This window comes from Nitrosopumilaceae archaeon (assembly GCA_035631875.1).
In the GTDB taxonomy this organism is placed as follows: Archaea; Thermoproteota; Nitrososphaeria; order Nitrososphaerales; family Nitrosopumilaceae; genus TA-20.
In genome coordinates this window covers 146,975-170,520 of record DASQHX010000009.1, presented here as the reverse complement: position 1 = coordinate 170,520, position 23,546 = coordinate 146,975, and the positions used below count along the sequence as shown (strand labels likewise).

29 protein-coding genes and 1 tRNA gene are annotated in these 23,546 nt (G+C 34.1%); 17 read left to right on the top strand and 13 right to left on the bottom strand.

The features are described 5' to 3' along the window. Nucleotides 1-129 precede the first annotated feature (129 nt). Nucleotides 130-891 carry a GDP-mannose dehydrogenase gene (locus VEU72_03020; protein HYL66104.1) on the top strand — a complete coding sequence of 254 codons (762 nt, stop codon included), beginning with the start codon at nt 130-132 and terminating at the stop codon, nt 889-891. A gap of 37 nt (nt 892-928) precedes the next feature. On the opposite strand, the gene VEU72_03015 is transcribed toward VEU72_03020, so the two are convergent. Continuing rightward, a complete protein-coding gene (locus VEU72_03015) occupies nt 929-1,945 on the bottom strand; it encodes an SIS domain-containing protein (GenBank protein HYL66103.1) in 1,017 nt (338 codons plus the stop codon). A gap of 116 nt (nt 1,946-2,061) precedes the next feature. Between VEU72_03015 and mtnA the strand changes: the two genes are divergently transcribed. Next, a complete protein-coding gene (gene mtnA / locus VEU72_03010; GenBank protein HYL66102.1) occupies nt 2,062-3,126 on the top strand; it encodes an S-methyl-5-thioribose-1-phosphate isomerase in 1,065 nt (354 codons plus the stop codon). A gap of 33 nt (nt 3,127-3,159) precedes the next feature. Beyond that, complete coding sequence (locus VEU72_03005; GenBank protein HYL66101.1) at nt 3,160-3,789, top strand: PqqD family peptide modification chaperone; 630 nt, start codon at nt 3,160-3,162, stop codon at nt 3,787-3,789. A gap of 17 nt (nt 3,790-3,806) precedes the next feature. On the opposite strand, the gene VEU72_03000 is transcribed toward VEU72_03005, so the two are convergent. Further along, on the bottom strand, nt 3,807-4,046 hold the full coding sequence (locus VEU72_03000; GenBank protein HYL66100.1) for a hypothetical protein: 240 nt from the start codon (nt 4,044-4,046) through the stop codon (nt 3,807-3,809). A gap of 118 nt (nt 4,047-4,164) precedes the next feature. On the opposite strand from VEU72_03000, the gene VEU72_02995 reads away from it, so the two are divergent. Together VEU72_02995 and VEU72_02990 are read left to right on the top strand one after the other, a co-directional pair. After that, on the top strand, nt 4,165-4,467 hold the full coding sequence (locus VEU72_02995) for a hypothetical protein (GenBank protein ID HYL66099.1): 303 nt from the start codon (nt 4,165-4,167) through the stop codon (nt 4,465-4,467). 52 nt (nt 4,468-4,519) lie between these two features. Then, the gene (locus VEU72_02990) at nt 4,520-5,113 is read left to right on the top strand and encodes a hypothetical protein (protein ID HYL66098.1); all 594 of its coding nucleotides are present in this window, start codon (nt 4,520-4,522) and stop codon (nt 5,111-5,113) included. Here VEU72_02990 and VEU72_02985 read toward each other — a convergent pair. Together VEU72_02985 and VEU72_02980 are read right to left on the bottom strand one after the other, a co-directional pair. After that, the gene (locus VEU72_02985; protein HYL66097.1) at nt 5,077-5,571 is read right to left on the bottom strand and encodes a hypothetical protein; all 495 of its coding nucleotides are present in this window, start codon (nt 5,569-5,571) and stop codon (nt 5,077-5,079) included. The two genes, VEU72_02990 and VEU72_02985, sit on opposite strands and share 37 nt — an antisense overlap. Nucleotides 5,572-5,613: 42 nt before the next feature. Continuing rightward, a tRNA-Arg gene (locus VEU72_02980) sits at nt 5,614-5,688 on the bottom strand. A gap of 43 nt (nt 5,689-5,731) precedes the next feature. Here VEU72_02980 and VEU72_02975 point away from each other — a divergent pair. Further along, on the top strand, nt 5,732-6,904 hold the full coding sequence (locus VEU72_02975) for an aminotransferase class I/II-fold pyridoxal phosphate-dependent enzyme (protein ID HYL66096.1): 1,173 nt from the start codon (nt 5,732-5,734) through the stop codon (nt 6,902-6,904). Here the strand turns inward: VEU72_02975 and VEU72_02970 are convergent. Then, on the bottom strand, nt 6,901-7,299 hold the full coding sequence (locus VEU72_02970) for a pyridoxamine 5'-phosphate oxidase family protein (protein HYL66095.1): 399 nt from the start codon (nt 7,297-7,299) through the stop codon (nt 6,901-6,903). The genes VEU72_02975 and VEU72_02970 overlap by 4 nt on opposite strands. Between VEU72_02970 and VEU72_02965 the strand changes: the two genes are divergently transcribed. After that, entirely contained in the window at nt 7,290-7,508 is a 219-nt protein-coding gene (locus VEU72_02965; GenBank protein HYL66094.1) for a hypothetical protein, read from the top strand. The genes VEU72_02970 and VEU72_02965 overlap by 10 nt on opposite strands. A 31-nt stretch (nt 7,509-7,539) precedes the next feature. Here the strand turns inward: VEU72_02965 and npdG are convergent, their stop codons facing one another. Continuing rightward, entirely contained in the window at nt 7,540-8,211 is a 672-nt protein-coding gene (gene npdG, locus VEU72_02960; GenBank protein ID HYL66093.1) for an NADPH-dependent F420 reductase, read from the bottom strand. Nucleotides 8,212-8,265: 54 nt separating this feature from the next. Between npdG and VEU72_02955 the strand changes: the two genes are divergently transcribed. From VEU72_02955 to VEU72_02930, 6 genes are all read left to right on the top strand, one after another. After that, on the top strand, nt 8,266-8,886 hold the full coding sequence (locus tag VEU72_02955; protein ID HYL66092.1) for a histidine phosphatase family protein: 621 nt from the start codon (nt 8,266-8,268) through the stop codon (nt 8,884-8,886). Nucleotides 8,887-8,990: 104 nt separating this feature from the next. Then, entirely contained in the window at nt 8,991-9,998 is a 1,008-nt protein-coding gene (locus VEU72_02950; protein ID HYL66091.1) for a methyl-accepting chemotaxis protein, read from the top strand. 5 nt (nt 9,999-10,003) lie between these two features. Then, on the top strand, nt 10,004-14,287 hold the full coding sequence (locus VEU72_02945; protein HYL66090.1) for a S8 family serine peptidase: 4,284 nt from the start codon (nt 10,004-10,006) through the stop codon (nt 14,285-14,287). Between the two features lie 39 nt (nt 14,288-14,326). Beyond that, nucleotides 14,327-14,938 carry a twin-arginine translocation signal domain-containing protein gene (locus VEU72_02940; GenBank protein ID HYL66089.1) on the top strand — a complete coding sequence of 204 codons (612 nt, stop codon included), beginning with the start codon at nt 14,327-14,329 and terminating at the stop codon, nt 14,936-14,938. After that, nucleotides 14,916-16,478: a cytochrome b N-terminal domain-containing protein gene (locus tag VEU72_02935; GenBank protein ID HYL66088.1), complete on the top strand. Its 1,563-nt coding sequence runs from the start codon at nt 14,916-14,918 to the stop codon at nt 16,476-16,478. The genes VEU72_02940 and VEU72_02935 overlap by 23 nt, the downstream gene beginning before the upstream one ends. Nucleotides 16,479-16,540: 62 nt before the next feature. Then, a complete protein-coding gene (locus tag VEU72_02930; GenBank protein HYL66087.1) occupies nt 16,541-17,020 on the top strand; it encodes a plastocyanin/azurin family copper-binding protein in 480 nt (159 codons plus the stop codon). A 43-nt stretch (nt 17,021-17,063) separates the two neighbouring features. Here the strand turns inward: VEU72_02930 and VEU72_02925 are convergent, their stop codons facing one another. Further along, nucleotides 17,064-17,414, bottom strand: coding sequence for a hypothetical protein (locus tag VEU72_02925; protein ID HYL66086.1), 351 nt, complete (start codon nt 17,412-17,414; stop codon nt 17,064-17,066). A gap of 519 nt (nt 17,415-17,933) precedes the next feature. Next, nucleotides 17,934-18,284: a hypothetical protein gene (locus tag VEU72_02920; GenBank protein HYL66085.1), complete on the bottom strand. Its 351-nt coding sequence runs from the start codon at nt 18,282-18,284 to the stop codon at nt 17,934-17,936. A 157-nt stretch (nt 18,285-18,441) separates the two neighbouring features. On the opposite strand from VEU72_02920, the gene VEU72_02915 reads away from it, so the two are divergent. Continuing rightward, nucleotides 18,442-18,912 carry a hypothetical protein gene (locus tag VEU72_02915; GenBank protein ID HYL66084.1) on the top strand — a complete coding sequence of 157 codons (471 nt, stop codon included), beginning with the start codon at nt 18,442-18,444 and terminating at the stop codon, nt 18,910-18,912. An 83-nt stretch (nt 18,913-18,995) separates the two neighbouring features. Beyond that, nucleotides 18,996-19,415 (top strand): hypothetical protein, encoded by a 420-nt coding sequence (locus VEU72_02910; GenBank protein ID HYL66083.1) that lies wholly within the window; start codon nt 18,996-18,998, stop codon nt 19,413-19,415. Between the two features lie 55 nt (nt 19,416-19,470). On the opposite strand, the gene VEU72_02905 is transcribed toward VEU72_02910, so the two are convergent. Then, the gene (locus VEU72_02905) at nt 19,471-19,749 is read right to left on the bottom strand and encodes a hypothetical protein (protein ID HYL66082.1); all 279 of its coding nucleotides are present in this window, start codon (nt 19,747-19,749) and stop codon (nt 19,471-19,473) included. Between the two features lie 357 nt (nt 19,750-20,106). On the opposite strand from VEU72_02905, the gene VEU72_02900 reads away from it, so the two are divergent. Continuing rightward, on the top strand, nt 20,107-20,403 hold the full coding sequence (locus VEU72_02900; GenBank protein HYL66081.1) for a hypothetical protein: 297 nt from the start codon (nt 20,107-20,109) through the stop codon (nt 20,401-20,403). Nucleotides 20,404-20,490: 87 nt separating this feature from the next. On the opposite strand, the gene VEU72_02895 is transcribed toward VEU72_02900, so the two are convergent. The 3 genes from VEU72_02895 to VEU72_02885 are packed head-to-tail and all read right to left on the bottom strand — an operon-like array spanning nt 20,491 to nt 22,569. After that, nucleotides 20,491-21,243 (bottom strand): hypothetical protein, encoded by a 753-nt coding sequence (locus VEU72_02895; protein ID HYL66080.1) that lies wholly within the window; start codon nt 21,241-21,243, stop codon nt 20,491-20,493. Between the two features lie 45 nt (nt 21,244-21,288). Continuing rightward, nucleotides 21,289-21,939: a hypothetical protein gene (locus VEU72_02890; protein HYL66079.1), complete on the bottom strand. Its 651-nt coding sequence runs from the start codon at nt 21,937-21,939 to the stop codon at nt 21,289-21,291. Nucleotides 21,940-21,987: 48 nt separating this feature from the next. Continuing rightward, nucleotides 21,988-22,569 (bottom strand): hypothetical protein, encoded by a 582-nt coding sequence (locus VEU72_02885; GenBank protein ID HYL66078.1) that lies wholly within the window; start codon nt 22,567-22,569, stop codon nt 21,988-21,990. A 150-nt stretch (nt 22,570-22,719) separates the two neighbouring features. On the opposite strand from VEU72_02885, the gene VEU72_02880 reads away from it, so the two are divergent. After that, complete coding sequence (locus VEU72_02880; GenBank protein ID HYL66077.1) at nt 22,720-22,989, top strand: hypothetical protein; 270 nt, start codon at nt 22,720-22,722, stop codon at nt 22,987-22,989. Here the strand turns inward: VEU72_02880 and VEU72_02875 are convergent. Continuing rightward, on the bottom strand, nt 22,977-23,540 hold the full coding sequence (locus VEU72_02875) for a hypothetical protein (GenBank protein ID HYL66076.1): 564 nt from the start codon (nt 23,538-23,540) through the stop codon (nt 22,977-22,979). The two genes, VEU72_02880 and VEU72_02875, sit on opposite strands and share 13 nt — an antisense overlap. Nucleotides 23,541-23,546: the final 6 nt, after the last annotated feature.

Genomic DNA, 23,546 nt, shown 5'->3' with positions numbered 1-23,546 from the left:
ATTATTCATAAGAATATTATTTTCACGTACATGCCCAAAACCGTAAATAATATTCTTACAATAGATACACAATTTAATAATTAATTAAAGCCATTGGTTAATTTAGGAGTCTATGCAATACATCTTAGTTTGATTAAAAAAAATGTTGTTGCAGGTTTGGGAGAAATAGGTAGCCCGATCTTAAAGCTTATCTCACAAACAACGACTGCTGTGGGATATGACATTGATCCAAAATTAATGGATCAAAAAAAATTTAACAAATATGTAGATCTGCCAACTTCCTTTTTACACATTTGTATCCCATTTACAAAAAAATTCATTTCTAATGTGATTTCGCTTTTTCATGAATTTACTCCAGAAGGAATTGTAATTCATAGCACAGTGAGTCCTAATACTACAAAAAAATTACAAGATAATCTATCTATCCCAATTATTTACAGTGCAACAAGAGGTGTTCACAAAAGAATGCTTTATGATTTAAAGAGATATGTAAAATTTTATGCGGTTGAGCCTAATGCTCCTAGAAAAAATTGGGCATCGATTTCATATTCTAGATTGATGAAACAATGTGGGGTTAAGGCAAAACGAATGTCAACTCCACTCACACTAGAGCTTGCTAAGATAGTCTGTGATACATCTTACTATGGTTGGCTGATAAATTATGCACAACTCAGTAACATGATTGCAATTGAAAATAAAATAGATTATGATGAAATGTGGTCTTTTGCAGAGGAAATTCATAAATTTTTAGGAAATAGGCCAAAAATGTTTCCTGGATTCATTGGTGGCCATTGCGTCATACCAAATTTGGATTTGATAAAATACGATGCATTGAATCTTATCAAAGAAATAAATTCAGATTATGCTAAAATATTGAAAAAACAAGAATAATCAATGATAAAATAATTTTAATTTTCTCTCACAACTATCAAAAAGAAAGTCTATTTTTAATAAACTCAATTGATTTTATAGGAGAAGGATCAACTCCCGATAAAACGGCACGATATATTGTGGAATAATCAAGAAGATAAATTAGATTAATTATTTTTGATAAAATGCTCCCCTCTACAGAAAAGATTTCTTGGTAATCAATTTGGTTCATTTCAAAATACTCTTTGAGTATTTTCCATCTCTCCTTAGTTTTGATATAATCATCTTCACCTTCAAGCAGGATTGGTTGTACAATAGATTTTTTTTCCCAGGCAACAATTCCATTGTGGCTAGCTTCTAATACATCTTCTGCCATTGCATGAATTTTCGTGTTTTCTTGAAGCGAGTTTTTGAATCTTATTGCTGCTGCTTGTAGACCAAATGGATAATATATCATGGGCATACCAGACACCCACTCAGCCAGACTTAATGATGGATTTTTTTTATTTAAACTCTGTGAGGAGATTTGATTTCTTAATTTTTCTAATTCTTTAATTGAATCTAGAACATCTTCTTTTTTTACTTGAATTATTGGGCTTAAAATTTTCAAGATGACATATAAAAATCCTGTAAAGGAGGCTCGAGGTGAATGAATTTGTGGAATTATTCTATGCTCTATTTTATTTCTAACGCAATATTCTTTCATTTTTCCGCCTCCAGAAAAGGCAATTATATTACATCTTGATTTGTATGCAGAATCTAAAACGGAAAGTGTTTCAACTGTATTACCTGATATGCTGGAGGCAACAACTAGACTGTTTGAATCTACAGTACTAGGTAAATGGTATCCCTTTACTATGTCAACATGAACCTTTGTCTTAGAAAGTATGGAAGAAAAAATATCCGCAAGTGCTCCTGATCCACCCATTCCTACAAATACTATGTGTTCAATATTGTTAAAATCAACTGGATCCTGTTTAGAAGCATATGCCTCTTTAGCAATCTCTGGCCATCTGTCATAGATCTTATGCATGCCTTGTGGGTCGTATCTGTTTAAAGTAGTGAGATTAAGCAACTATTGATGTTAAGAATGATTACAATATAATACTTAATCTTATTTAATAATTACAAGGTATTATTTTTGAAATTGCTTTCATTATAAATATGGGATTTTAGTTAAATATATCAAAATTGGCAAAACTCACAACAAAAATTCATTCTAGTCTCAAAACCATAGAGTGGAAAAACAATACCGTCGTTATGATAGATCAAACCAAGCTTCCAAACAAGCTTGTTTATGTAAAATACACTGATTACAAAGATGTAGCAAACGCAATCAGAACCCTTGTGATAAGAGGTGCTCCCGCTATTGGGGTATCTGGCGCATTTGGTCTAGCTTTAGCAGCATTACAAAGTAAAGCAAAAACAAAAGAAAAAATATTAACAGATCTAGAAAAGGCGAAAAAAATTCTCTTTGAAACAAGACCTACTGCTGTTAATCTAGTATGGGGACTAAACAAAATAATGAATGTTGCAAAAAACGGCAAAGATGTTTCTAATATTAAAGAATTAATAATTCAAACTGCAAAAAAAATGGCAGAAGATGATATACAAACTAATATGATAATGGGAAAACATGGTGCCAAATTATTTGATAACAATGATATTATCATGACTCATTGTAATGCAGGAGCATTAGCTACAGTTGGATACGGTACAGCATTGGGAGTTATTCGTGCAACAAAAGAAAGTGGTAAGAAGATCAAAGTTATAGCAACAGAGACAAGACCAGTAATGCAGGGTTCTAGGCTTACCGCATTTGAGCTAAAACATGATGATATTGACGTTAGTCTCATTCCTGACACTGCAGTAGGATATGCCATGTCAAAAGGATTAGTGACTAAAGTGATAGTAGGAGCAGACAGGATTCTACGAACCGGTCATGTCTATAACAAAATTGGTACATATCAAGTGGCGACAATGGCCAAACAGCACAAAATACCATTTTATGTAGCAGCCCCACTTTCTACCTTTGATCTACAAAGCAATCCTCAGGATGTTATTATAGAACAACGAAAAGCAAGCGAAGTTACTGGAATTGCGGGCAAAAAAACTGCTCCAGATGACATTAATGTGATAAATCCTGCCTTTGATATGACTCCGCCAGAACTCATAACAGGTATAATTACAGAAGCAGGAGTTGCCAAATCACCTTTTGAAGAATCTATAAAAAAATTGTTCAAATCAAAGATGTAAGGTATTTATTTTCATGGATTGAAGAAATTGTTCATGGCACAAGTAACATCACAACAAGTATTAGATTCATTAAAACAATGCATGGATCCTGAAATCCCAATTAATATTGTGGATATGGGTCTTATTTATGGAGTCAAAGTAAATGATGACAATAAAGTAGATGTCAAAATGACCATGACAACACGTGGTTGTCCTTTACATGAAACACTTGTTAGTGATGTAAAAAGGTATGTTAACAAAGTTCCTGGTGTTAATGGAGTTAATGTAGAAATAGTATGGGAACCTGCATGGACACCAGAAAAAATGTCCGAGGAAGGCAAGAAACTAATCAATTATGGAAAACAGAAAAGAATCACTCCAATAGATTATGAAACTGCAATGCCACAAGGTGTTGGCTCTGTAGTAAAACAAGAAGATGGAGCATTAGTTTTGATGAATGATCATGAACAAGGATTTATGGTAAATCAGGCAATAATTGACTTTTGGAAATTGTGTAATGGACAAAGAAAAATAACTGAACTTGTAGATGCATTTGCAAAAATAACTGGTCTTCAACGTGGACAAGTAGAAAAAGAAGTTACACAACTTGTACAACAATTAAGAGATGGAGGACTAGTAATTATACCAGAACCAGAAGTTTCAAATGTTCAGTTTAAAAAATAAATTTTTCACAAAACTGATTAAATTTCATTAATCTCTATTATTGTTCCCAAAACAGAATCCATTTTAACAATAGCTCTTTTTTCATTAAATCCTAAAGCAACGTACCAATCCCCACTTTCGTTGTCATACTTAGTTTCCAAGGTTTTGATTTGATCTTCGGTAACATTATATTTTTTTATAATTCCTGATACTGCTAGAGGAATGGCTTCTTTTTCAGTAGGGAGTCTTCTTTTCATTAGTCCTATTCCTGGATTCATAGATAACCTTCTCATGATATGAGGTATAATAGTTACTATGTCAGTCAAAAAAGATCTAAGATTTGTCATAAGATCTGATCTTGTAAGGTTCTTGTGTCACGTGGTATCATGATCACAAATGAGTCTAGCCTTACCGCTAAAGGAAGCACTTGTTTCCTTAATAGATAATTTAATGGTAAATCCACAGAATATGCGAAACATGGCATCTGATTTGAAGCCACTTACAAAAGATGACACCGAAGTGGCATTTGGAATTTTTGTAGGATATGTGACTGGAGGGTTTGCAGAATTATTCTTTGAATCACAAAAGCGTGGTATGACATCTATAGAGACAGAAGAAATGCGAAAGATAATTTTTGAGCGAGCACTTGAAATGAAAAAGGCAATAGCATATGTGCGAGCTCAAGAAAGTAAAAGCTAAATTTTAACAAACAAAATTCTATATATTACGTATAAAACAAAGTTATTTCAAAATGCGTCTATCTCATCTAATTTCTACTTCATTTCTTTCAAAAACTAAAACCCTTCTCTTTATTATCTCAATTCTGGCTATTTGTGGTACAGTTACAGAGCTGTTGGGTGGAATATGGGATGCGTCAACACATGCCCTGCGAGCACCTGAAAAATTCTGGACAATTCAACATGTTACAATTTATGCTGGTGTTGGAATGATTGTTAGTTCATCAGTTTTGGGTATGATTATTTTATTACTACATTCTGAAAATAAAATTCTGTTTAAAGGAATAAAGATTATACTATTAGGTTCAATTTTACAACTTGTGGGGGGTTATGCTGATTCTATTTCACATGAAATATACGGAGTAGACGGTTTAGTAACTCCATCTCATCTTACAATTGAAACAGGTCTTTTCCTAAGTGCGCTTGGTAGTTTTATTACTCTTTGTCAAATTGACAAAAGAAAAACGAGAAAAGTTTTGCCTATTGCTATTATGACCGTGCTTTTATCTGCATCATGGATAGGTTTTAACTTGATTCTACTTTTTACTGCAGTGGTATTATGTATACCAATTTATGATTTATTTTCTTCAGGGTGCGCAGTACTGTAATTTTGCAATCTTTTGTAGCCAGACCATACAATTAGGCATGCTCCAATGAATGCTATAAACGAGGGAAATGTAAAATCTGTTGATTTTGTATTTCCAAACTCTGCTTCAATTTGTATGGGGTTTTCAGAAAGGTTAGTAATTTCAAGAGTATATTTTCCAGTATAACTAAATTCAAAATAATTTACAGACATTTTTGTTCCTATTCGTTTAAGATCCATTGTATTTCCCTGAGGATCTAATACTTTTACTAATATTGTTTCTTTTGAATAATTTGGGATGGTGATTTTATAAAAACCAAGTCCATTGTTTTTTAAATCTAAATCAACACTGGCACTTTCTTTTGTACCTATATTCAGATCTTGTGATGTTTTTTCTGCAATAGAAAATGCAAGTGTTATCCAAATTGAACCAATAATCATCAATGACAATCCAATTCTAAAAGGCGTTAACTTTCTCATACATCTGACATTTATTTTCCTGTCTTAAAATTCACTCTATAAAGGGCCCGGTGGGATTCGAACCCACGACCTGGTGGTCCGAAGCCACCCGCACTATCCGGGCTATGCAACGGGTCCGATCAAGTAAGACTTTAACAGGGCTAAATATCTGTCTAGATAATTGAAAATATCACAAAGAGTAGCTGGTGTTGAATATGCTATACGAGATATTACACTTTCTGCAAAAATATTGGAAAAACAAGGACAGAAAATAACATATCTTAACATAGGAGATCCAGTGGCATATGGATTTCAACCACCAGAAAATGTTAAAGACGCTTTAATCAAGGCAATTAAAAACAATCAAAATTATTATGCTCCATCAGAAGGAATACAAGAACTAAGACAAGCTATTGCTGAAAAAGAAAAAAGAAAAGGTCTCTTGACAACTGAAGATGACATTATTGTAACAAACGGAGTTTCAGAAGGATTAGAGATGCTAATGGCATCTATTGTTGAACCAGGAGATGAAGTTTTGATACCAGGCCCATATTATCCACCTTATGCTTCGTATGTGAGATTGTTTGGAGGAGTTCCAGTAGAGTTTGGAGTAGATCTTAACAATTCTACTCCGGATCTTGACGATGTAAAATCAAAGATTACATCAAAAACTGTAGCAATATGCTTTATCAGCCCAAACAATCCAACCGGAGCGGTTTTTAGTGAAAAATCTCTTAAAGATTTGATTGATATCGCAATTAAGAATGATTTGTACATAATCTGTGATGAAATATACGATCAAATAGTTTTTGATGAAAAGTTTGTGGGTATTGGAAAGGTTAGTAGTGATTCTCCTGTAATATTGTTAAATGGATTTTCCAAAGTACATCTAATGTCTGGTTGGAGAATTGGTTATATAGCATTTAATGATTCCAAGAAACTTGATATTCTTCGTGAAAACATTCCAAAACTTGCTAGAGTAAGAATTGCATCTAATCTACCAGTTCAATATGCTGCGTTAGAATCACTTCGAGGTCCACAAGATTATATTCCAAAATTTGTTTCAGATCTAAAAAAACGAAGAGACTATGTCATCAAAAGAATAAACGGAATGAATGGACTTAGCTGTCCAATTCCTAAAGGAGCTTTCTATGCCTTTCCAAAAATAGAGAACAATAAATACAAATCAGATAAAGAATTTGTCCTTGAACTTTTAAAATCAACAGGAGTTCTTACGGTTCACGGTTCAGGATTTGGTACAAAATATGGTAGTGGTCATTTTAGGATGGTATTTTTGCCTGAAATTAATGTGTTGGAAAAAGCTCTTGACAAAATAGAAGAATTTGTGACCTAAAATTTCCAAACAGTTGTCTTTGTTGGTAATATCTCTATAATGCAATTCGTATCGTCTAATAATTCCTGTGAGGATTTTACTTTCAAACTTTTAAAATATCGCTTCAAAATTCTCTTTGCAATAAGCGACACTTGATTTTTTTCTAAAATCAATTTGGCTTTACCAATCCCCATAACGCCAAAAATGTCTGGCGATTTTACTCCTACATCAACACAAAAGCTTACTTTTGGATTCTTTTTGATGTTTTTTGCCTTTTTTGTTCTTGTGTTAGTTCCAACATAGAATTTTTTATTTCTAAATTCATACCATACAGGAACAATGTGAGGATTATTTTTACCGTCAATTGTAGCAAGCCTCAAAATTTTCTGAGACTTTAAAAAGTCATATGTTTTCATTTACTTCCTTCCTGGTACCCATAAAGATCAAAAAACATCCAATCCCAATCATGCCTACCGATATTTTTTCATTAGTGATCTCAGGAGATGTAAAAAAATCAGCAACAAATTCTGGACCCCAAATAAGCAAATTTCTAATAAGAATGATTCCGGCCATTACTATAAACAAAACTCCCATTGCAGTAAACCAATTTCTGTTACGTCTATAACGCAAATCTAATATTGATTGATTATTCTTGCTTAAATTATCTTTATTCCAGGATTTCTCATCTTGTTTTTAATCATGGCATTTAAAAGAATAGGTGTTGCTATTTCGGCAAGATAAGAAAGCGAACCAGGACCAAGTAATATGGGTCTTAGAGACTTTATCTCTTTAATGAGTTCATTTACTGTATTTATAGAATTTTGGTCATCTCCACATACAAAAATGTCAGAATCTAAGATTAGTTTTGAATCTATCAATTTTTTTTCTGATATGGTATGAAATGCGGCAACAAGCTTTGATTTATTTTTCATATATTTTTGTACAAGTTCAAATGCAGATGGTTTTTTTTCTATAAAAGAAATAAATTCAAATCCTGCATCAGTCTTTGTCAATGGAACAATAGGTGATATGACAACACAGCCCTCTTTTACATATGGCAGCAATTGAGAACAAATTGAATCAATATTCTCATACGGAATTGATAAAACCAACACATCACTTTCTTTTGCAACAGAAAGATTGTCTTTTCCTGTTATGATACCATTAAATGTTCCATATTGTTCGGAAGCATTTTTAGAATATTCAAGAGCTGACTCTGTTGCTCTCACAGCATCTCTTGAACCAATTAAAATATCATGATTTTTGCACCATCTGATAGCAAAACCTTTTCCCATTCCCCCGGTTCCGCCTATAATTCCAATCTTCATAAAATCATGCACTGGTAATGTTATTATTATCTCTATTCAATATCGTTTGTAATATTGTCCTTGATTATTTTTTTACGCCATGCGCAAGCTACAAACAATGTCGAAAGAGTTCTTGCTGGACGATCTGAAGGAATTCCATTAACAGAACTTGGATTACAACAGGCAGAAAAAATAGCAACTTTTCTACAACCACTCAAAATTTCTGCAATTTATTCTAGTCCTATTGAACGTGCTACACATACCGCAACAATCGTTTCTGATAAACTAAATCTTCAGTATGAAATAGATCCGCGATTAACAGAGATTGAGATGGGAAGCTTCTCAGGAATGTTATATGAAGAAATGTTTGCTAAACATGGTAATATTTTTTTAAAATTTTATCAAGATAATCCTATAATAGAACAAAATGGAGTTGAACCGTTCTCTAGTGTGAAAAAAAGAATTCTTGATATGGTTAACTATTGTTCTCAGAAACATGACAATGAAAATATTTTACTTGTAACTCATATGGATCCAATCAAAGCAATGATCTCAACAGTTTTGCAGCTAAAACCAGAATCTTTATACGAATTAGTCATTAGAAATGCATCTGTTACAATAATGAAAAAAGAACAATTCAACTTTTCTATGGTTGCTATAAATTCAATGAGCTCTGATAGATATAACATTGATTAAAAGAATGATGTTTTGCAATAAAGATAAAATCTTTTATTGATTATAATTTAGATGAATGAATTGTTCATATTTAACAGAACTAATATCTATGGGATGGAGTGATCATGAATAGGTTGAAAACAGCAACTATACTTTTCTTCTTTTTGATACTTATCACCAATTTATCTATGGTGCAAGCCTTTGCATTACAAATGTCCACTGATAAGCAGGTGTATTCAGATGGTCAACCTCTTTTGGTGTATGGAACAGCACTGCCAAATGAACCATTAATTATAAGACTTTTTGCTCCTGATGGTACGATTGCAAAATTTGATCAAATTACTGCAGATAACAACGGTGGTTTTGATCACATTCTAATACGATGGCCTAATGCCACTACAAATTTTGCATACGGTACATATTCTGTAGAAGCAATAGCAACTGCAGAAAAAGGCACCTCACAAAAAATCGATGTCAAATTTGTTCAATCATCATCAACCATATCTGTGCCAGCCTCAGTCATACAAGGAACTCTAGACACACTAGTCTTTGCACCACAAACAGCGGCAGTAAATCAACCCATTAGAGTATTTGTCCAAGTAACAAACGATGGACTTTTGGTTGCAGGTTCTGCATCAAAACTTCTGGGTACTTCGCATGTGCATCTGCCTGATGGTACAGTAGTAAGCCTAGGTGATTCATTCCAAACACTTCATCAGGGAATTTACTATGTTGATTATACACCGCCTGAGGAAGGAACCTATGTATTTCATATAACTGCCTTTGATCAAGGAAGTATCTCTCAAGGGTCTGGAGTTACAGTTGTACTCAAACAGAACATTGAGGGAATATCTAATCAAATAATAAAACTAAACTCTGTCTTGGATTCTACATCACAAGAACTAGATAAGCTAAAATCAGAAATTGGAAGTTTTGGTCAAGTATTAAACAGTAGTCAACAATCAGTAACTCAAGCAAACCAACACATAAACCAAAGTGTAAGTTCCATGTCCATATCTGTTAGCAATCTCGAGGCAGCGTCAGGACAATTTAATTCGTTGTTTCTTCCGGTTGTAGCATTGATAGCAATAATTATTGCATTGCAAATAACAATTCTTGCTAGGCGAAGATAACAATAATGACAAAAAAAGGCTTTTTTGTCATTCAGGAATTAACAATTTTTTTAATTTTTACATTACTCTTTTCTACAGCTGCAAAACCTGCTTCTGCTTTTTATGATGCTGATCTTATCAGTACAAACCCGTCTGTTGCATTTGTAGAAAAATCTGGCATTATAACGTTCTTGCCAGAGTCATATGAAAATCCTGTAAAAAGATATGTAGTATTTGGTTCTGGTCCTATCTCAGATGTAAGATCAATTGCACACAACTTAATCTATGACACAAGCTCAAACAATGGTTTTTTTTCCGTAGGAGTTTTTTCTCAGAACGATATCTTGAATCTTAAATTAAAAGGATATACAGTAATTGAAGATTTTCCTTTAGAGTTTGACTCTTTAAATCAATTTAATACAAATGTGATTGTTCAAGAGGGATCTAGAATAGGAAAGATTCTTGGTACTGAAGATGTTTATCAAAAATATGGCTATACTGGAAAAGGAATAACAATCGGAATCGTAGATACAGGAACAGATTTTTCAAACTCTGATGTTCGAGATTCTGTCGCACGTGACAAAAATAACGCTCCAGTTATGATTGACGCTGACGGCCAGGGACTAGTTTTAACAAATGCAACTTTCATCGCAAACATAAATGATAAAGGAATAATAAAAAACTACACTACAACAATTCCAAAAAACATCACTTCTAATATTTATGTGAATTCTAAGGGAGTATTTTTGAACTTAAACAAAAATGGGAATGGTACTGACATTCAAGTTTTCAACTCTATGTATCCTAAAGGTGGTAGTGGTCCTGTTCTTACTGGTACTACATCAAGCGACTATAAAATTGGAAAAAATAGTAAAAGTTTCATAATTTCAAAAAGTGGCATATACCACTTTGGTGTGATTTATGAAAATGTTTTACAGGGTCAATCTTCACGCTTACAACTAGTTCCGGTACTTGTGGTTGATTCCAAAATAGCGGGTTTGTATGATACCATAATACCTGACATGTCTGATTCTTGGAAAGATTTTACTCGTTTTGATCTATCTCTAGGCAGTGCTCCACAGTATGATTATGATTTCACAGATGAGACTCCAATTACTTTGGGAAATGGAAAAGAATTTCTTGTATATGATTCAAACAATGATGGAAAATTAGATTATAGTGCAGGTACTGTTGGTGCACGAGTACTTGATGTTTATGGGGTGATAGGAAAATCATCAATAATTGATAAAAAAATTGGCGCAACCAATGGGACTCTATTGACCCCAATCGATACAAAAGGAAATTACTTTGGTGTAATGTATGATTTTCAAGGTCACGGAACTTCTACAGCTGCATCAATAGCGTCAAAAGGAATTGAAAAGTATGATATTTACGGTAACACTACAAAATATTCTCTAAGAGGTGTAGCACCTGGGGCAAAAATCGTTCCAATCAAAGCATTGTGGTTTGGTGATGCAGTGTATGGTTGGCTGTGGGCAGCTGGATTCAATCAAGAAAAAAATGCTTGGGTCTTTGACGGAAAACCTAGAGTTGACATATTATCAAATAGTTGGGGGATCTCTACTTTTCCAATTTTACAATCAGTACCAGGGCTTGACATACAGTCGTTATTGTTAAGTGCACTTGAAGTACCAGGTTCTCTTGACAAAAACTATCCCGGTATACTTGTAGTAAGTAGTGCAGGAAATGCAGGACATGGATATGGAACTTTGGGGACTCCAGATGCTGCACCATATGCCCTGACAATAGGGGCTGTAACAAACAATGTATACATTGGTTCTAGTTCATTTAAGAATCAACCAAGATTTGGAAATAGCACTTATTTCTCAGGTGAAATTGCGGGTTTCTCAAGTAGAGGACCTAGCTTAGTAGGTGATCCAAAGCCTGATTTGATGGGAATTGGTGAATATAGTTTTACTCCAACAAGTGTTACAAAATATAACAAAAATGCAACTGATCCATTCGTACTTTTTGGTGGAACAAGTTTGGCAGCTCCGCTTGTTGCTGGTTCAGCAGCTGTATTGATGGAAAGTCTAAAACAGAAAGGCGAACAATATGATACATTTAAAATAGAAAATATTCTGATGTCCACCGCAACTGATCTGAAAAATGATCCATTTACACAAGGATCAGGATTAGTAAATGTAACAAATGCTGTAAATTTTGTTAAAGGAAAAGATGACATGTTTATTGTATATAACAATGCATCATACTCTAACATAAAAAAGATCGTAGACGTTCCAATTAAAGCATTGAATTCATCTTCAATGGGATTAGAAAGATTCCAATTAAACAATAATTCTTTTCCACAAACTTCATGGTTTGGAGGTAGATTACTTCCTGGTGATAGAACATCTGCCACCTTTACTATTGAAAACCCAACAAACAAAACGCTTGAAATTAAAATAACGCCACAAGTTCTTGAATTGATCAAGAAATCGCAATACGATGATACTACTACTGTAAATCTACAAGATTCTCTATTGAATAAACCTGGAGTCTATAGACCAAATTACATACCTCTTGAAAATGTAAAAGATCATTTTGATCTGCTTTCTTTCTTCAAGAAATCAAGACCTATTCCAAATGATGCATCATTGATGATCCTTGATCTCAACTTTCCATTTTCAGATTTTTTGAATGCGTCATCTAAGATGTATGCAGACGATATCAAAATTTCATCTCTTTATCTATATGATTGGAACGACAAAAATAAAGACGGTAAACCTGACTATACAGAACTTTCCATGGTAAACAGAGGAGGGTCATGGGGAACAGTTCAACAACTACAAGTCTCAGATCCCAATTTAAAAATCAAACATATCCCACTAGTTGGTGTATATCCTGTCCCAACAAGATTTTCTTACTGGCAGGGAGATACAAAGAAAAACTCTACCTCAATGGATTATACAATTACTGCTAGTTATTACAAAAAACAAAACTGGAGTGATATATGGGTAAACTCTGATGATATACAAGTTGCACCGTACAGTTCCACTCAAGTGGTAGCAACACTTATCGTACCATCAGATTCTATGCCCGGTGTTCATCAAGGATTTCTTTCATTCAAAGATAGCTTACATGAAGTTAATGTCCCAGTTTCCTTTGGAGTCTTAAAGAAACTTCAACCAAAAGATTTGCCTACTGTTATACAAGGTACGCAAAATGGTGACGTGTTATACGGTAATGGATACATTGGTGGTGCGTTTGACATGGCAAATAGGTATAATGCGGGTGATTGGAGACAATATTATTTTGATGTTCAAGACAGAACAATAAATGCAGCTTCATTAAATATCTCGTGGGAAAACAAGGACACAAATCTATCTGTGTTTGTAGTAGATCCTCAAGGAAGAATTGTACAAACAAATGTTCCAGCAGGAATATTAGGACAATTTCAGGGTTGGCCAACTGGCGATTGGCTTGGTACTAGCTCTCCATTTAGTGAAGGTGGAGGATTTTATCCTATAAAAAACAAAGATGCAACATCAACTATATTGTATGCTCCAATTAATCAAACTGGAACATATTCCATTTTAATGCACTCAACTTTGTTTGGGGGACAATCTGTAGCTGAACCATTAACAGTAACTGCAAAATTTTCTACCATTCTACCTGATGAAAATGGTCCAAAAATACAATTTGGTATTCCTGATTTTATTAATAGTACATTCAAAATTAAACCAAAAATAATAGGAGAGGATATTGACAGTATAAGATATTATCTTGATGGAATTGGGCCACAAAAATTTAATGAAACCATATTCTCGATCATATCTCAACAACTAACTGAAGGTACACATACTATTAGATTAGTTGTAACAGATACAGTTGGACACACAATATCAAAGGAAGCTCTATTTACTATTGATAATACTGCACCTGAAATTATTTTCAAATCTTTAACAAATGGTTCAACCATCTCGAACATATCCACAATAGATCTTCAAATAAATGAACAGAATCTTTTAGATCATGGTGGAATCACAGTCATTCTACCACACCAAAAAATATTGGATAAGAGTTCTGTACCGTTTGATACAAGAACATTAGAAAATGGAAAATATGACATCACGGTTTTAGCAATAGACAAGGCTGGAAATGAAGCATCACAGACAATTGTGGTAAATATTGATAATAATGCTATAAGTAAAATGTTCTCTCCAGAGAGAAAAGAATCGTCTAATGAAATTTATTATACATTAACGGAAATAATAATTGGGATTGCTGCAGCAATTGTCATAATTATAATTACTTTCAAAAAATTCAAAATTTCGAAGCGAAGTTAGACAAGGTTTATATGCAATTTTTTCAAAAACGAAAGCTAGATGTCTGAACAGGATTCTAGCGTTAGGAATGTTCTGTCTAGACGTGATTTTCTAAAGTTATTGGCAGCTGCAGGAACTGCTCTTACGTTTACTCCTTTTGTTCCTTGGGGAAAATTCATGCCAAATCCATCAAATCTTGCACCTGCAAAAGCCAAAGTAATACTACCAGACGGTACCCAAGCAAACGCTAAAACTTTCCCAAAAAATACCTCTGAAGTAATTACTTATCCGTTATCAGGAGATTCAGTTCTTGATCAAGAAGCATTCAAAAAATGGCAATTTATCCGACTTCCATCAGAACTTGGTGGAGACGTAGAAGATGCTAGTGCTTTTCGTGTGTATAGTATGGTATGTTTACATTTATGGTGTCTTTGGAAATACTGGCCTCAAGAAGGAAGAAAAAGAGGAGAATGTCCATGTCATGGAAGCATGTACAATCCACTTACCGGCAAAGCTTTTGCAGGACCGGCTTCACTCCAAGCTCCACCTTCAAATGTTCTTGCAACATTATACCTTGAGGCAGATAATGATGGGAATTTATGGATTCAACCAGCTAAATGGGATATAAACGCTAATGGAATTGTAGGATATGGTCGCATCCTTAAAACGTAGAAACGGTCTAGTAGATTTCTTCTACTGGGTTTGGGATGGATTTGAAAGAACAGTATTCATTGGTACTAAATTTTCATTTCCAGCAAGATTTGTAAGTCCATTTGGATTCCTTGGAATGCTTACATTTGTGACTTTTATAATCTTAGGAATTTCTGGCGCACTTTTGATGTTTTACTATGAACCAATACTAGATAGAGCATGGGACAGTGTTGCAAAAATAAACAATACAGTTCCATTTGGTTTTATGATAAGAAATATTCATTATCATGCATCTAATGCAATGGTTCTCTTAGCAGTATTACACATGTATTATCAATACTTTAGTGGAAGATACAAGATAAGAAATGAACTCATCTGGTTTACTGGAGTCATTCTTGGTACAGTGACAATCCTAGAAGCTTTTACAGGTTATGATATAATATTCAGTGAACGAGCTGAGCTAGCAATAAGCATCGCAGCATCGCTCACAAACTCTATACCTATTGCAGGGCCAACTATACGTGATGCCATGTTTGGTTCAGGATTTGCAGACTTTGTTCTGCGGTTCTATACTCAACACGTGTTTGTCTTACCAATAGTAATGCTTGGATTAATGGCAGTTCACATGCCACGATTTTTGGTTTTTGATATTCCGATGGTAATGGCAATTTCTGGTGCAATATTTATCACAGGTGGAGTCTTTCCAGTTGATCTAGGTTCCAAATTTGAACCCACAGTGCCTCCTGGTATTACTGTACCAGAATGGTATCTTACAGGAATTTACGCGTTTCTTAGAACACAATATGATAAATTTGTAACTGGAGTAGCTTGGCCTGCAATGTTTATCATAGCTCTTGCTTTGACTCCGTTTATTGATAGGTACAAGAAATTCTCTTGGAAGGATAGGCCCATAATTACTGCATTTGGAATAACGGGAATAGCTCAGGTTATGGTGACAACGTATTGGGGGTTCTATATTTCACCAGATGCAACAAAGGCGCTTGTAGCTAGACTTGTCATAGACCCTGTATTCTTTTATACAGTAATGTTATTGCTGGTTCCAATTGGATTTGGATTCTCATATATGATGATTAAGCTTGCCAAAGAAGCTGAAAGAAAAGCAAAGCTTGCAGCATCAAAAGGACCACATAAAGTAGCTCAAATAAACCTGTCAGGAAAATGGATCAATTGGCTTATTGTTGCACTCTTAGCATTCCAAGTGTATCTTAACATTGCAGCATACAATGCAGCACTGTCTGGAATGAAAAACTTTTCACTCTTTCTAGTAGGATTGATTTTAATGGTATTTGCTGGCATGTTCCATCTTTACAGACACGGACTAAGTGAAGCAAAGAAAATTCCAACTCCTCCACCACAAGCATCTGATGAAATTCCAAAACCAATAGGCGCTTCATCAGATTCTGCCGTAACACTTCCTGGAAAAGAAAATTCACAGTCAATAACAGCCCCTAACACTGTACCAGCTCCTGAAATAAAAACGGCAAATCTAGAAAATATTAGAGAACCAACGGTTGGAACATCTGATCTTAAAAAGCCATAAATTATTTTTCTAATACATACGATCGAATAACTTTATATGACAAACAAAAAAATTATTATCAGTTGAGCCTTCCAAGTTCAAGTCACGCTTATGGTATAGGATTAATCGCAGTCATAATTGGGGCTGCTGTTGGAGTTTCATATTATCAATTATATTTCGTCCCTGAATTTAATGCAAAACCAATAATTCCTGAAAAAGTATTGCACCCTGGTGAAGCAACTACTATAACTATAGTGCCAGGTGCTGAAAACCAACAACAAGAACAAAATTTTGTACCGAAGAAAATAGAGTCTCAGCTTGGTGTAAACAATCTAGTTATTTGGAAAAACACCAGTCCTGACACTGGTCACACAGTCACACCAGATCAAGGTAGTGTATTCAAAGATGCGTATAGTGGTCAATTCGGCTCTCCTGGAATAATCAAGGCAGGAACGACATATCAATTTCTATTTACTCAAGAGGCAACAATAAAGTATCATTGTGACCCACATCCATGGATGACAGGCGAGATTGACGTTGTGCATGGTGCTACAACTTCTTAATCATCTTTCTATTTAGATTCACAATTTGAATTATCAACAGCTCTTAGGGCATTAACTTAGCAAAGACAATGTCACTTTCAATCTCTTTATGTTCTTGTATTATGGATACACGAAATTTTACATCATGAGTTTGATTTGGTTCAAATTCTATCATTGCTGTAAATTCTACCATGTTTTGCGGCATATCGTTTTTGTTAATGAATAATCGTGATAGATTTTGAGAAATAATTTTACCGTTATATGATTTGTAAACTATGAGTTGATTTGAATTTAATATCTGTGTGTTCACAACAACACCGTCGTATCGACCAGAATAATTCACTTGAATCTTACCTTTGATCTCAGTATGAGGCTTTATGTTCAAACTTTCCATCTTTATTTCTACATCTTTCATAGTATATGCGTAAAATAATGAAGATAAATAACTTGTGAGAAAAATGAACAAATTTGAAAACCATGTTAATGTTTTTGAATTAAAAATGACGCGGACCCGAAGGTTCGCGACAAAACTGTTTTAGCGCGTCAACCCCAATTTTTTTTGATTTTTATTAATTTATTGAAGATTTGTTAATAATCCAAATTTTTTGATTTTTTATTTTAATAAACAGCAAACGAGTTTATCAAAAAAGAGTAAAAAGGGAGAGCCCCCGCCCAAAGCCAAAAACTCCCGATGATTAGATAATATCGTACGTTATGATTTTTTTAGTATCATGAGATGACAAGTTTGTATTGCAATAGAACATACTCACCGTATTAGTCTCCAGATGGAATCACAAAATATGGAATCTGAAAGTCCCATTAAAGAATCTAGATGGCACAGACCTAATCTATATGTGACAATTTTGGCAGTATTCCAACTATTTTCAGGTACGATAATGGTGGTAATATCCTTGTACGTTTTTACTTTAGCTACTTATGACTTGCCATATACCGTAGATTCTAAAGAAGCTCTACTATTGTTTGGATTACCCGCAATAATACTTGCATCAATAGGATCGATTCCAATAATATCTTCTGTCTTGCTATTTCGTAAACGAAGGTCTGGTTTGCGTTTGTCAGCAATATCGTTGGTACTTTCATTATTCATATTTCCATCTTCAATCTTCTTTAAGAGTGGCGTTATGTCTAACTCTCTTTTCGCAGGTGATTCTACGACACCTATTGTTCTCTCTACTATTGGCTTGGTTTCAGTAATCGCGATGTTTCCTATCCTCCTAAAAGCAAGAAAGCAAACAGATTGGAATAATAACCAACCAAAAATCAACAACCAAAATGACTCATCGAAATAGGCATTGAATCATTAATAATTTTTGAATTGAGTCCTGTAAGGCTCGTGTTATAATTTGTTAGAAAGTTGAGTGACGGGTTTGTACTAAATTAGAACACACTCTGATTATTAGTCTTCAAGTCTAATCATAAATATGGAATCTGGACAACCTTCAATAACTAAACTAGAAAGACCTCTTGGGATCTCAGTGCTTGGGGTGCTTGGCATAATTGGAGGAATCTCTGCTTCCTTAATTGGTTTATTGTTAGTGGTACTCTTACCATTCATAGCAAATCTAAATAATAACTTGGGCGGGAATTCAACATTATTTTCAGGGCCCTTCTCATATGCATATGGAGGCTTTCTTGTAGCGGGGGGTGTGACTTCCTTCATTATTTCAATTGGAATGCTCAGAGGTAGTAAGTGGGCATGGAAGGGTGAAATTGTCTTTATTCTACTAGGACTGGCTATTGACACTATCTTAAATTTCTGGGAAGATCCAATTTCATCAAATATTGGAGGTATTGTTTTTGGAGCATGTATTGATGCACTGATTATTTATTATTTTTACAGACCTCGTGTCAAATCTTACTTTGGTATAGGTACTCCAACTACAGTGCCATGATTTATTGGAAAGATACCATGAGACAATAAGTTTGTATCTTTCAATGACATACATTGTTCTTTAAGAGATCATACCAAATTGTTATGGTATTGAAAAGAAATCACGTCTTATTGATTGTTGGATTTGTATTAATAATTCAAGGTTTCTTAGTTCTCTATGGACTAAAGGACTCTCCTGTAATCGGAGATACACGGTATTATATCATGGGCATAGAGTTGTTATCATCTTTTGCGGGAATAGGTCTCTTATTTTTTGTCATGATAAAATTCTTTCAAGGTGTTGAGAGAAAAGAGTCTTCTAAACCAATGAAAAAACCAAACCTTAAAGTATTCATTATTGGTGAATCAATTTTTTTGGTACTAAGTGTACTAGCGTATATTAAATTTGGTAGTCCTAACTTACTTTATTTGTTCATAGCAGGACTAATATTTACTGTACCAGCATTTATCTCCAGAAAAAGAAAGTACGATCAATCTACACAAACGCCTTCTAACATATCTTGATTTTTAAAAAAATTCATCGAAATAGACGCGAAGTTACGTTATGATTTGTTGGAGATCAAAGTTTAGGAGCACTATCTAGTTTTTTATTCCATTCTTTGGACCATTTTATCATATAATAAATTATGAAACTTGATGTTGCTATCCACAGCATGACATACCACCAACTCCATACTGCTATTTTATCTGAAATTATCCAAGAGGTGGCTAAGCTCACACCCCCTACTATAGCTCCTTTTCTTAGTTTGTGGATTCGATAAAACCCATATATCCAAAGAGGATCAACAATGGCAAGTAAGATTTGTTCCCACAATTTGACTTGTTTTTCATTTGCCATTTAGCATCTTGATCCTTGACTCTGCTAAAATCAGGTAGTATGTAATAAAAGACAACTTACATGACTTCTGAGTTATGATTTGTTGGAGAGATGAGATGACAAGTTTGTATCTTGCACAGACATACTTTATTCTTTAAGATTGGTATCAAATCAAACAATATGCGCCCACAAATCAGATTTATTTTCAGCATGACATTTTTAATAATCGGTTCTTTTTTGTCGTACATTTATCTTAGAACAGCCTACTTCTCTTTAGCAAACTATTTCGCTTTTTTCGTTGTAGTTTTTATAGTAATGTACGCGCTAGGAATCCTTCTGTGGAAATATGGGTTTAAAGTTCCGGTTGCTTGGTTTTTTTTGATTCCGTCAAAAGAAGAGGTTTTGGCAAAACAAGAAGAACTTGAAAAACAGTATCCCATAATTAAAAAAAGAGTGAATATACTTGGTAGGAAAGTCCTTCTCTCCCTTATTGTAGTTGTAATAACTTTTGGCAGTATGGGAGGATTTTTGATATATTATTATGCCTATTTGGTGCCGACCATAGATTGTAGCAAGCCAATGCAGTATTCGTGGATGTATGCTGATTACGACACTAAATGCTTTGGATATGGTTTAGTAGAACCTATAAAATCTCAAAATAATTCATCGAAATAGGAATTGACTCATTCATAATTTTAGAATCGAGTCCTGTAAGGTTCGCTACAAAACTCCTTCCCTCACGTTATTCTCATTATTACTACTTCAATTCGTTCGGGATTGAATAGATTTTATCAATTCTCTCATGATCATAATACTTGCACCAAATTCAAATCCTACAAGTGCAAGTGAGATCACAATATTTTCACGACCTAATCTTTCATCTTGTAAAACACTAGCAGGGCTGACATGAACACGAATATTTGTATCCTTTTGCTGTGTTAGGTTTAGAGGGCTATTGAATAATATCACAAGAGTTGGAGAATAATCTCCTTGAACATTCCATTCAATGATTTGTGATTTCTCTAACAAGTCAGGTCCACCCATCCCAAAAGAAGATTTTGCATGATTCTCTTTTCCGTAATATGGAGTAAGGACTACACTACCAAATGCTGGTCCAATAGGATTTATTGTTACAACATCTGTTGGATTAGAAGTAGTATAGGTAGGCAATGAACCTTCAAATCCTACCATCACCTGACTAACATTCTGGGAGAATCTTTCACTAAGACTTCCAACGGCAGTAAGAAGAACAGGAGTGCCTTCCGCAATGGTATCATTAGATTGTAAAGTAACATCAACGTAAATATTTGGATCTTGAAGCACAACGCCTTTTGGAGGTGGATACGATAAACTAAATCGAAGAGGTATAGGCGGATTATGAGGATTAATAAACGGAAACGGTACGTCAAAAATTACAATTGCAATAGAAGAAAAAATGAAAATATTTACTATCACTATTAGACAAATCAAAAGATGATTCCATCGTATCTTTCGATTGCTGTTAGGTTCTGTCAATTTAATACCACATCCCTTGAATTTTTATCACTGTCAACTGTAGACTCATAACTTATTTTGATTATGTTTCTCATGTATTCCACTATACGTAGTGATTGCATAAAACATAGTATTTTCATCAGCTCGATTACTTGGTGATACAACATATGCGGGGGTTTCAATATTGTTTAGGTCAATTTCCATTTCAAACCAATTTTCCTTCGTTAGTACATTTTCAGGAGGATGAACAGCAAAATATGAAATTTGGTGTAGTACACAAATCCCCGCCAGTGCATTTATTGTGTTTCCAATATTTCCTTCAACAATACCTTCTGGTAAAGCATGTTTTGCCTTGTTATATCCTTTCCACCAATCTGGAGATTTTCCATCCTTTATGATAAATGGTTGAATTGGTTCGTTTGCTTCCTTCAAGATAACTTTGTGTCTTTCAAGCATGCCATGAACATTAAGTTGTTCATAATAGCTTGGAAAATCATTGTTAAGATATTTGAGTTCTAATTTATCACAGATTAATCTAAGCATATTTTCTACTTGACCGCAAGCAGTATGAAATATGCTATACAATCTTGGAGAATAAGTTTCAGGTTTGTTGTCTAACGGAATTATTCGGCTTAATTCAACAAATTGTCTTTCAGTATCTAGGTAAAGTTTATACATTTTTTCAATGTCATCTTTGAAGATCATTTTTTCTTGCATTTTGAATTATGGTCATCCACTTGTTATTTCCTTCGATCTTAATTCAATCTAATGAAAACTCGTACTGAAAGTATAAAGAAAATACATTACTACAGTAACCAACGCTGTCATTCCTCCAAATGCCAGATTCTTTGAGGGTTTGTCATCTATTGGGAGGTTTGCTTCTAACAATGATTTTTTAACTGTGGTAGTTGCAAACGCATACAAAAAAGGAACTCCGAGATATCCGACTAAAATCAACGTGTATACTGATTGGTCGAATAAATCTGGCTTGATAATGACTTCGGACCAAAGTTTGCCCAAAATTACTGGAGGATCAGACATAAAAAAGGCAACATGTACGAATAAAACGCCAACTAAAAGCGATGCATGTACATAATATTTTTTCTTGTTTAATTTTTTTAGACTTCTTCTTATGGGATAAAACATAAGAAAAAGAGCAATACCAAGACAAGCAAATAGAACTTGAACATAGTAAGAATTGATAATAATATTTTGCAAAATGGTGTTAAAAGTAGGCTGTGTGTTGAATGTAGTAAATATGAATATGATAAAGTTCCACCAAAGGAATGGGTTTTTGAAATAGTCTTTTACAAATTCATCTTGGAAGTTTACATTAGTCAGAGCCATGACTCACATACTTAAGTCAAGGATTTAACGGATTCTTTTCGGATTATGTCACATAATGTAACAAAAAATCAATGAATTTTCTGGAATAATTAGAATTTCGTACCTTCACCAGTTTATAGACAAAAAGAAGTATCCTATTAGTATCCAGAAATGATTGTAATTTCAGTATCAAAACGCTGGTATCATCCAAGATCAGAGGTAAGACAACACGGAAAAAACGGTGCAAAGAAGCGATGGTTTGTCTTTTACTTTGATGAAGAGTACAGATTTCGCACAAAACGGATCCATTGGTCGGAGGTATTATGGTACAAATCACAAAAACATCACAAAAGGAGATACATTTGCATTCGATGTGGTCAAAAGTTAATTGCGTTTGTACGTAATCCAAAAGAAACTGTAGAATGTCCTTACTGTGATTGATCAGAATACCAGAGAGATCCTCTTTTCATATTTCCTATAATTTGAGGAAAAAAGTATTTTTCAATATCGATTTTGTTATGTTTGTACGTAGGATAGGGAGTATTCGTATATTGACAAATTCTGCATTTTTTTGTTTTTGTGTGGACATAAGTCAGCCAAAACTCTGGCTCTCGTTTCTTTTGTGATGATGTTTTTTCTTTGTATCTTCCTGATCGTTCCCTGTTGTCATTAGTATTCTTCTTCTCAATTTTTGGCACTCCTCGCTTATGACATCTAGGACATAGATCTATAAGTTGTCTCACGGCTGGCTCGATTTTGATAACTTTGACCTTGAAGGTCTGGCTTTCTATTTCTTTTATCAATTCGTCTAATTTGGAATCATCTTTAAGAAAATATTCCCATGTAGTCTGCATTATCGCATTATTGGGATCGTTGGTTTCTACCGTTATGGCATAGCAAAAAGGCATTTTTACATCATATCTTTTAATTTTCGAGTCTTCCTTGAACGCTAGACTAGCTTCGATGAATTGGTTTTTTGGTTTTCTGCCCAATAATAT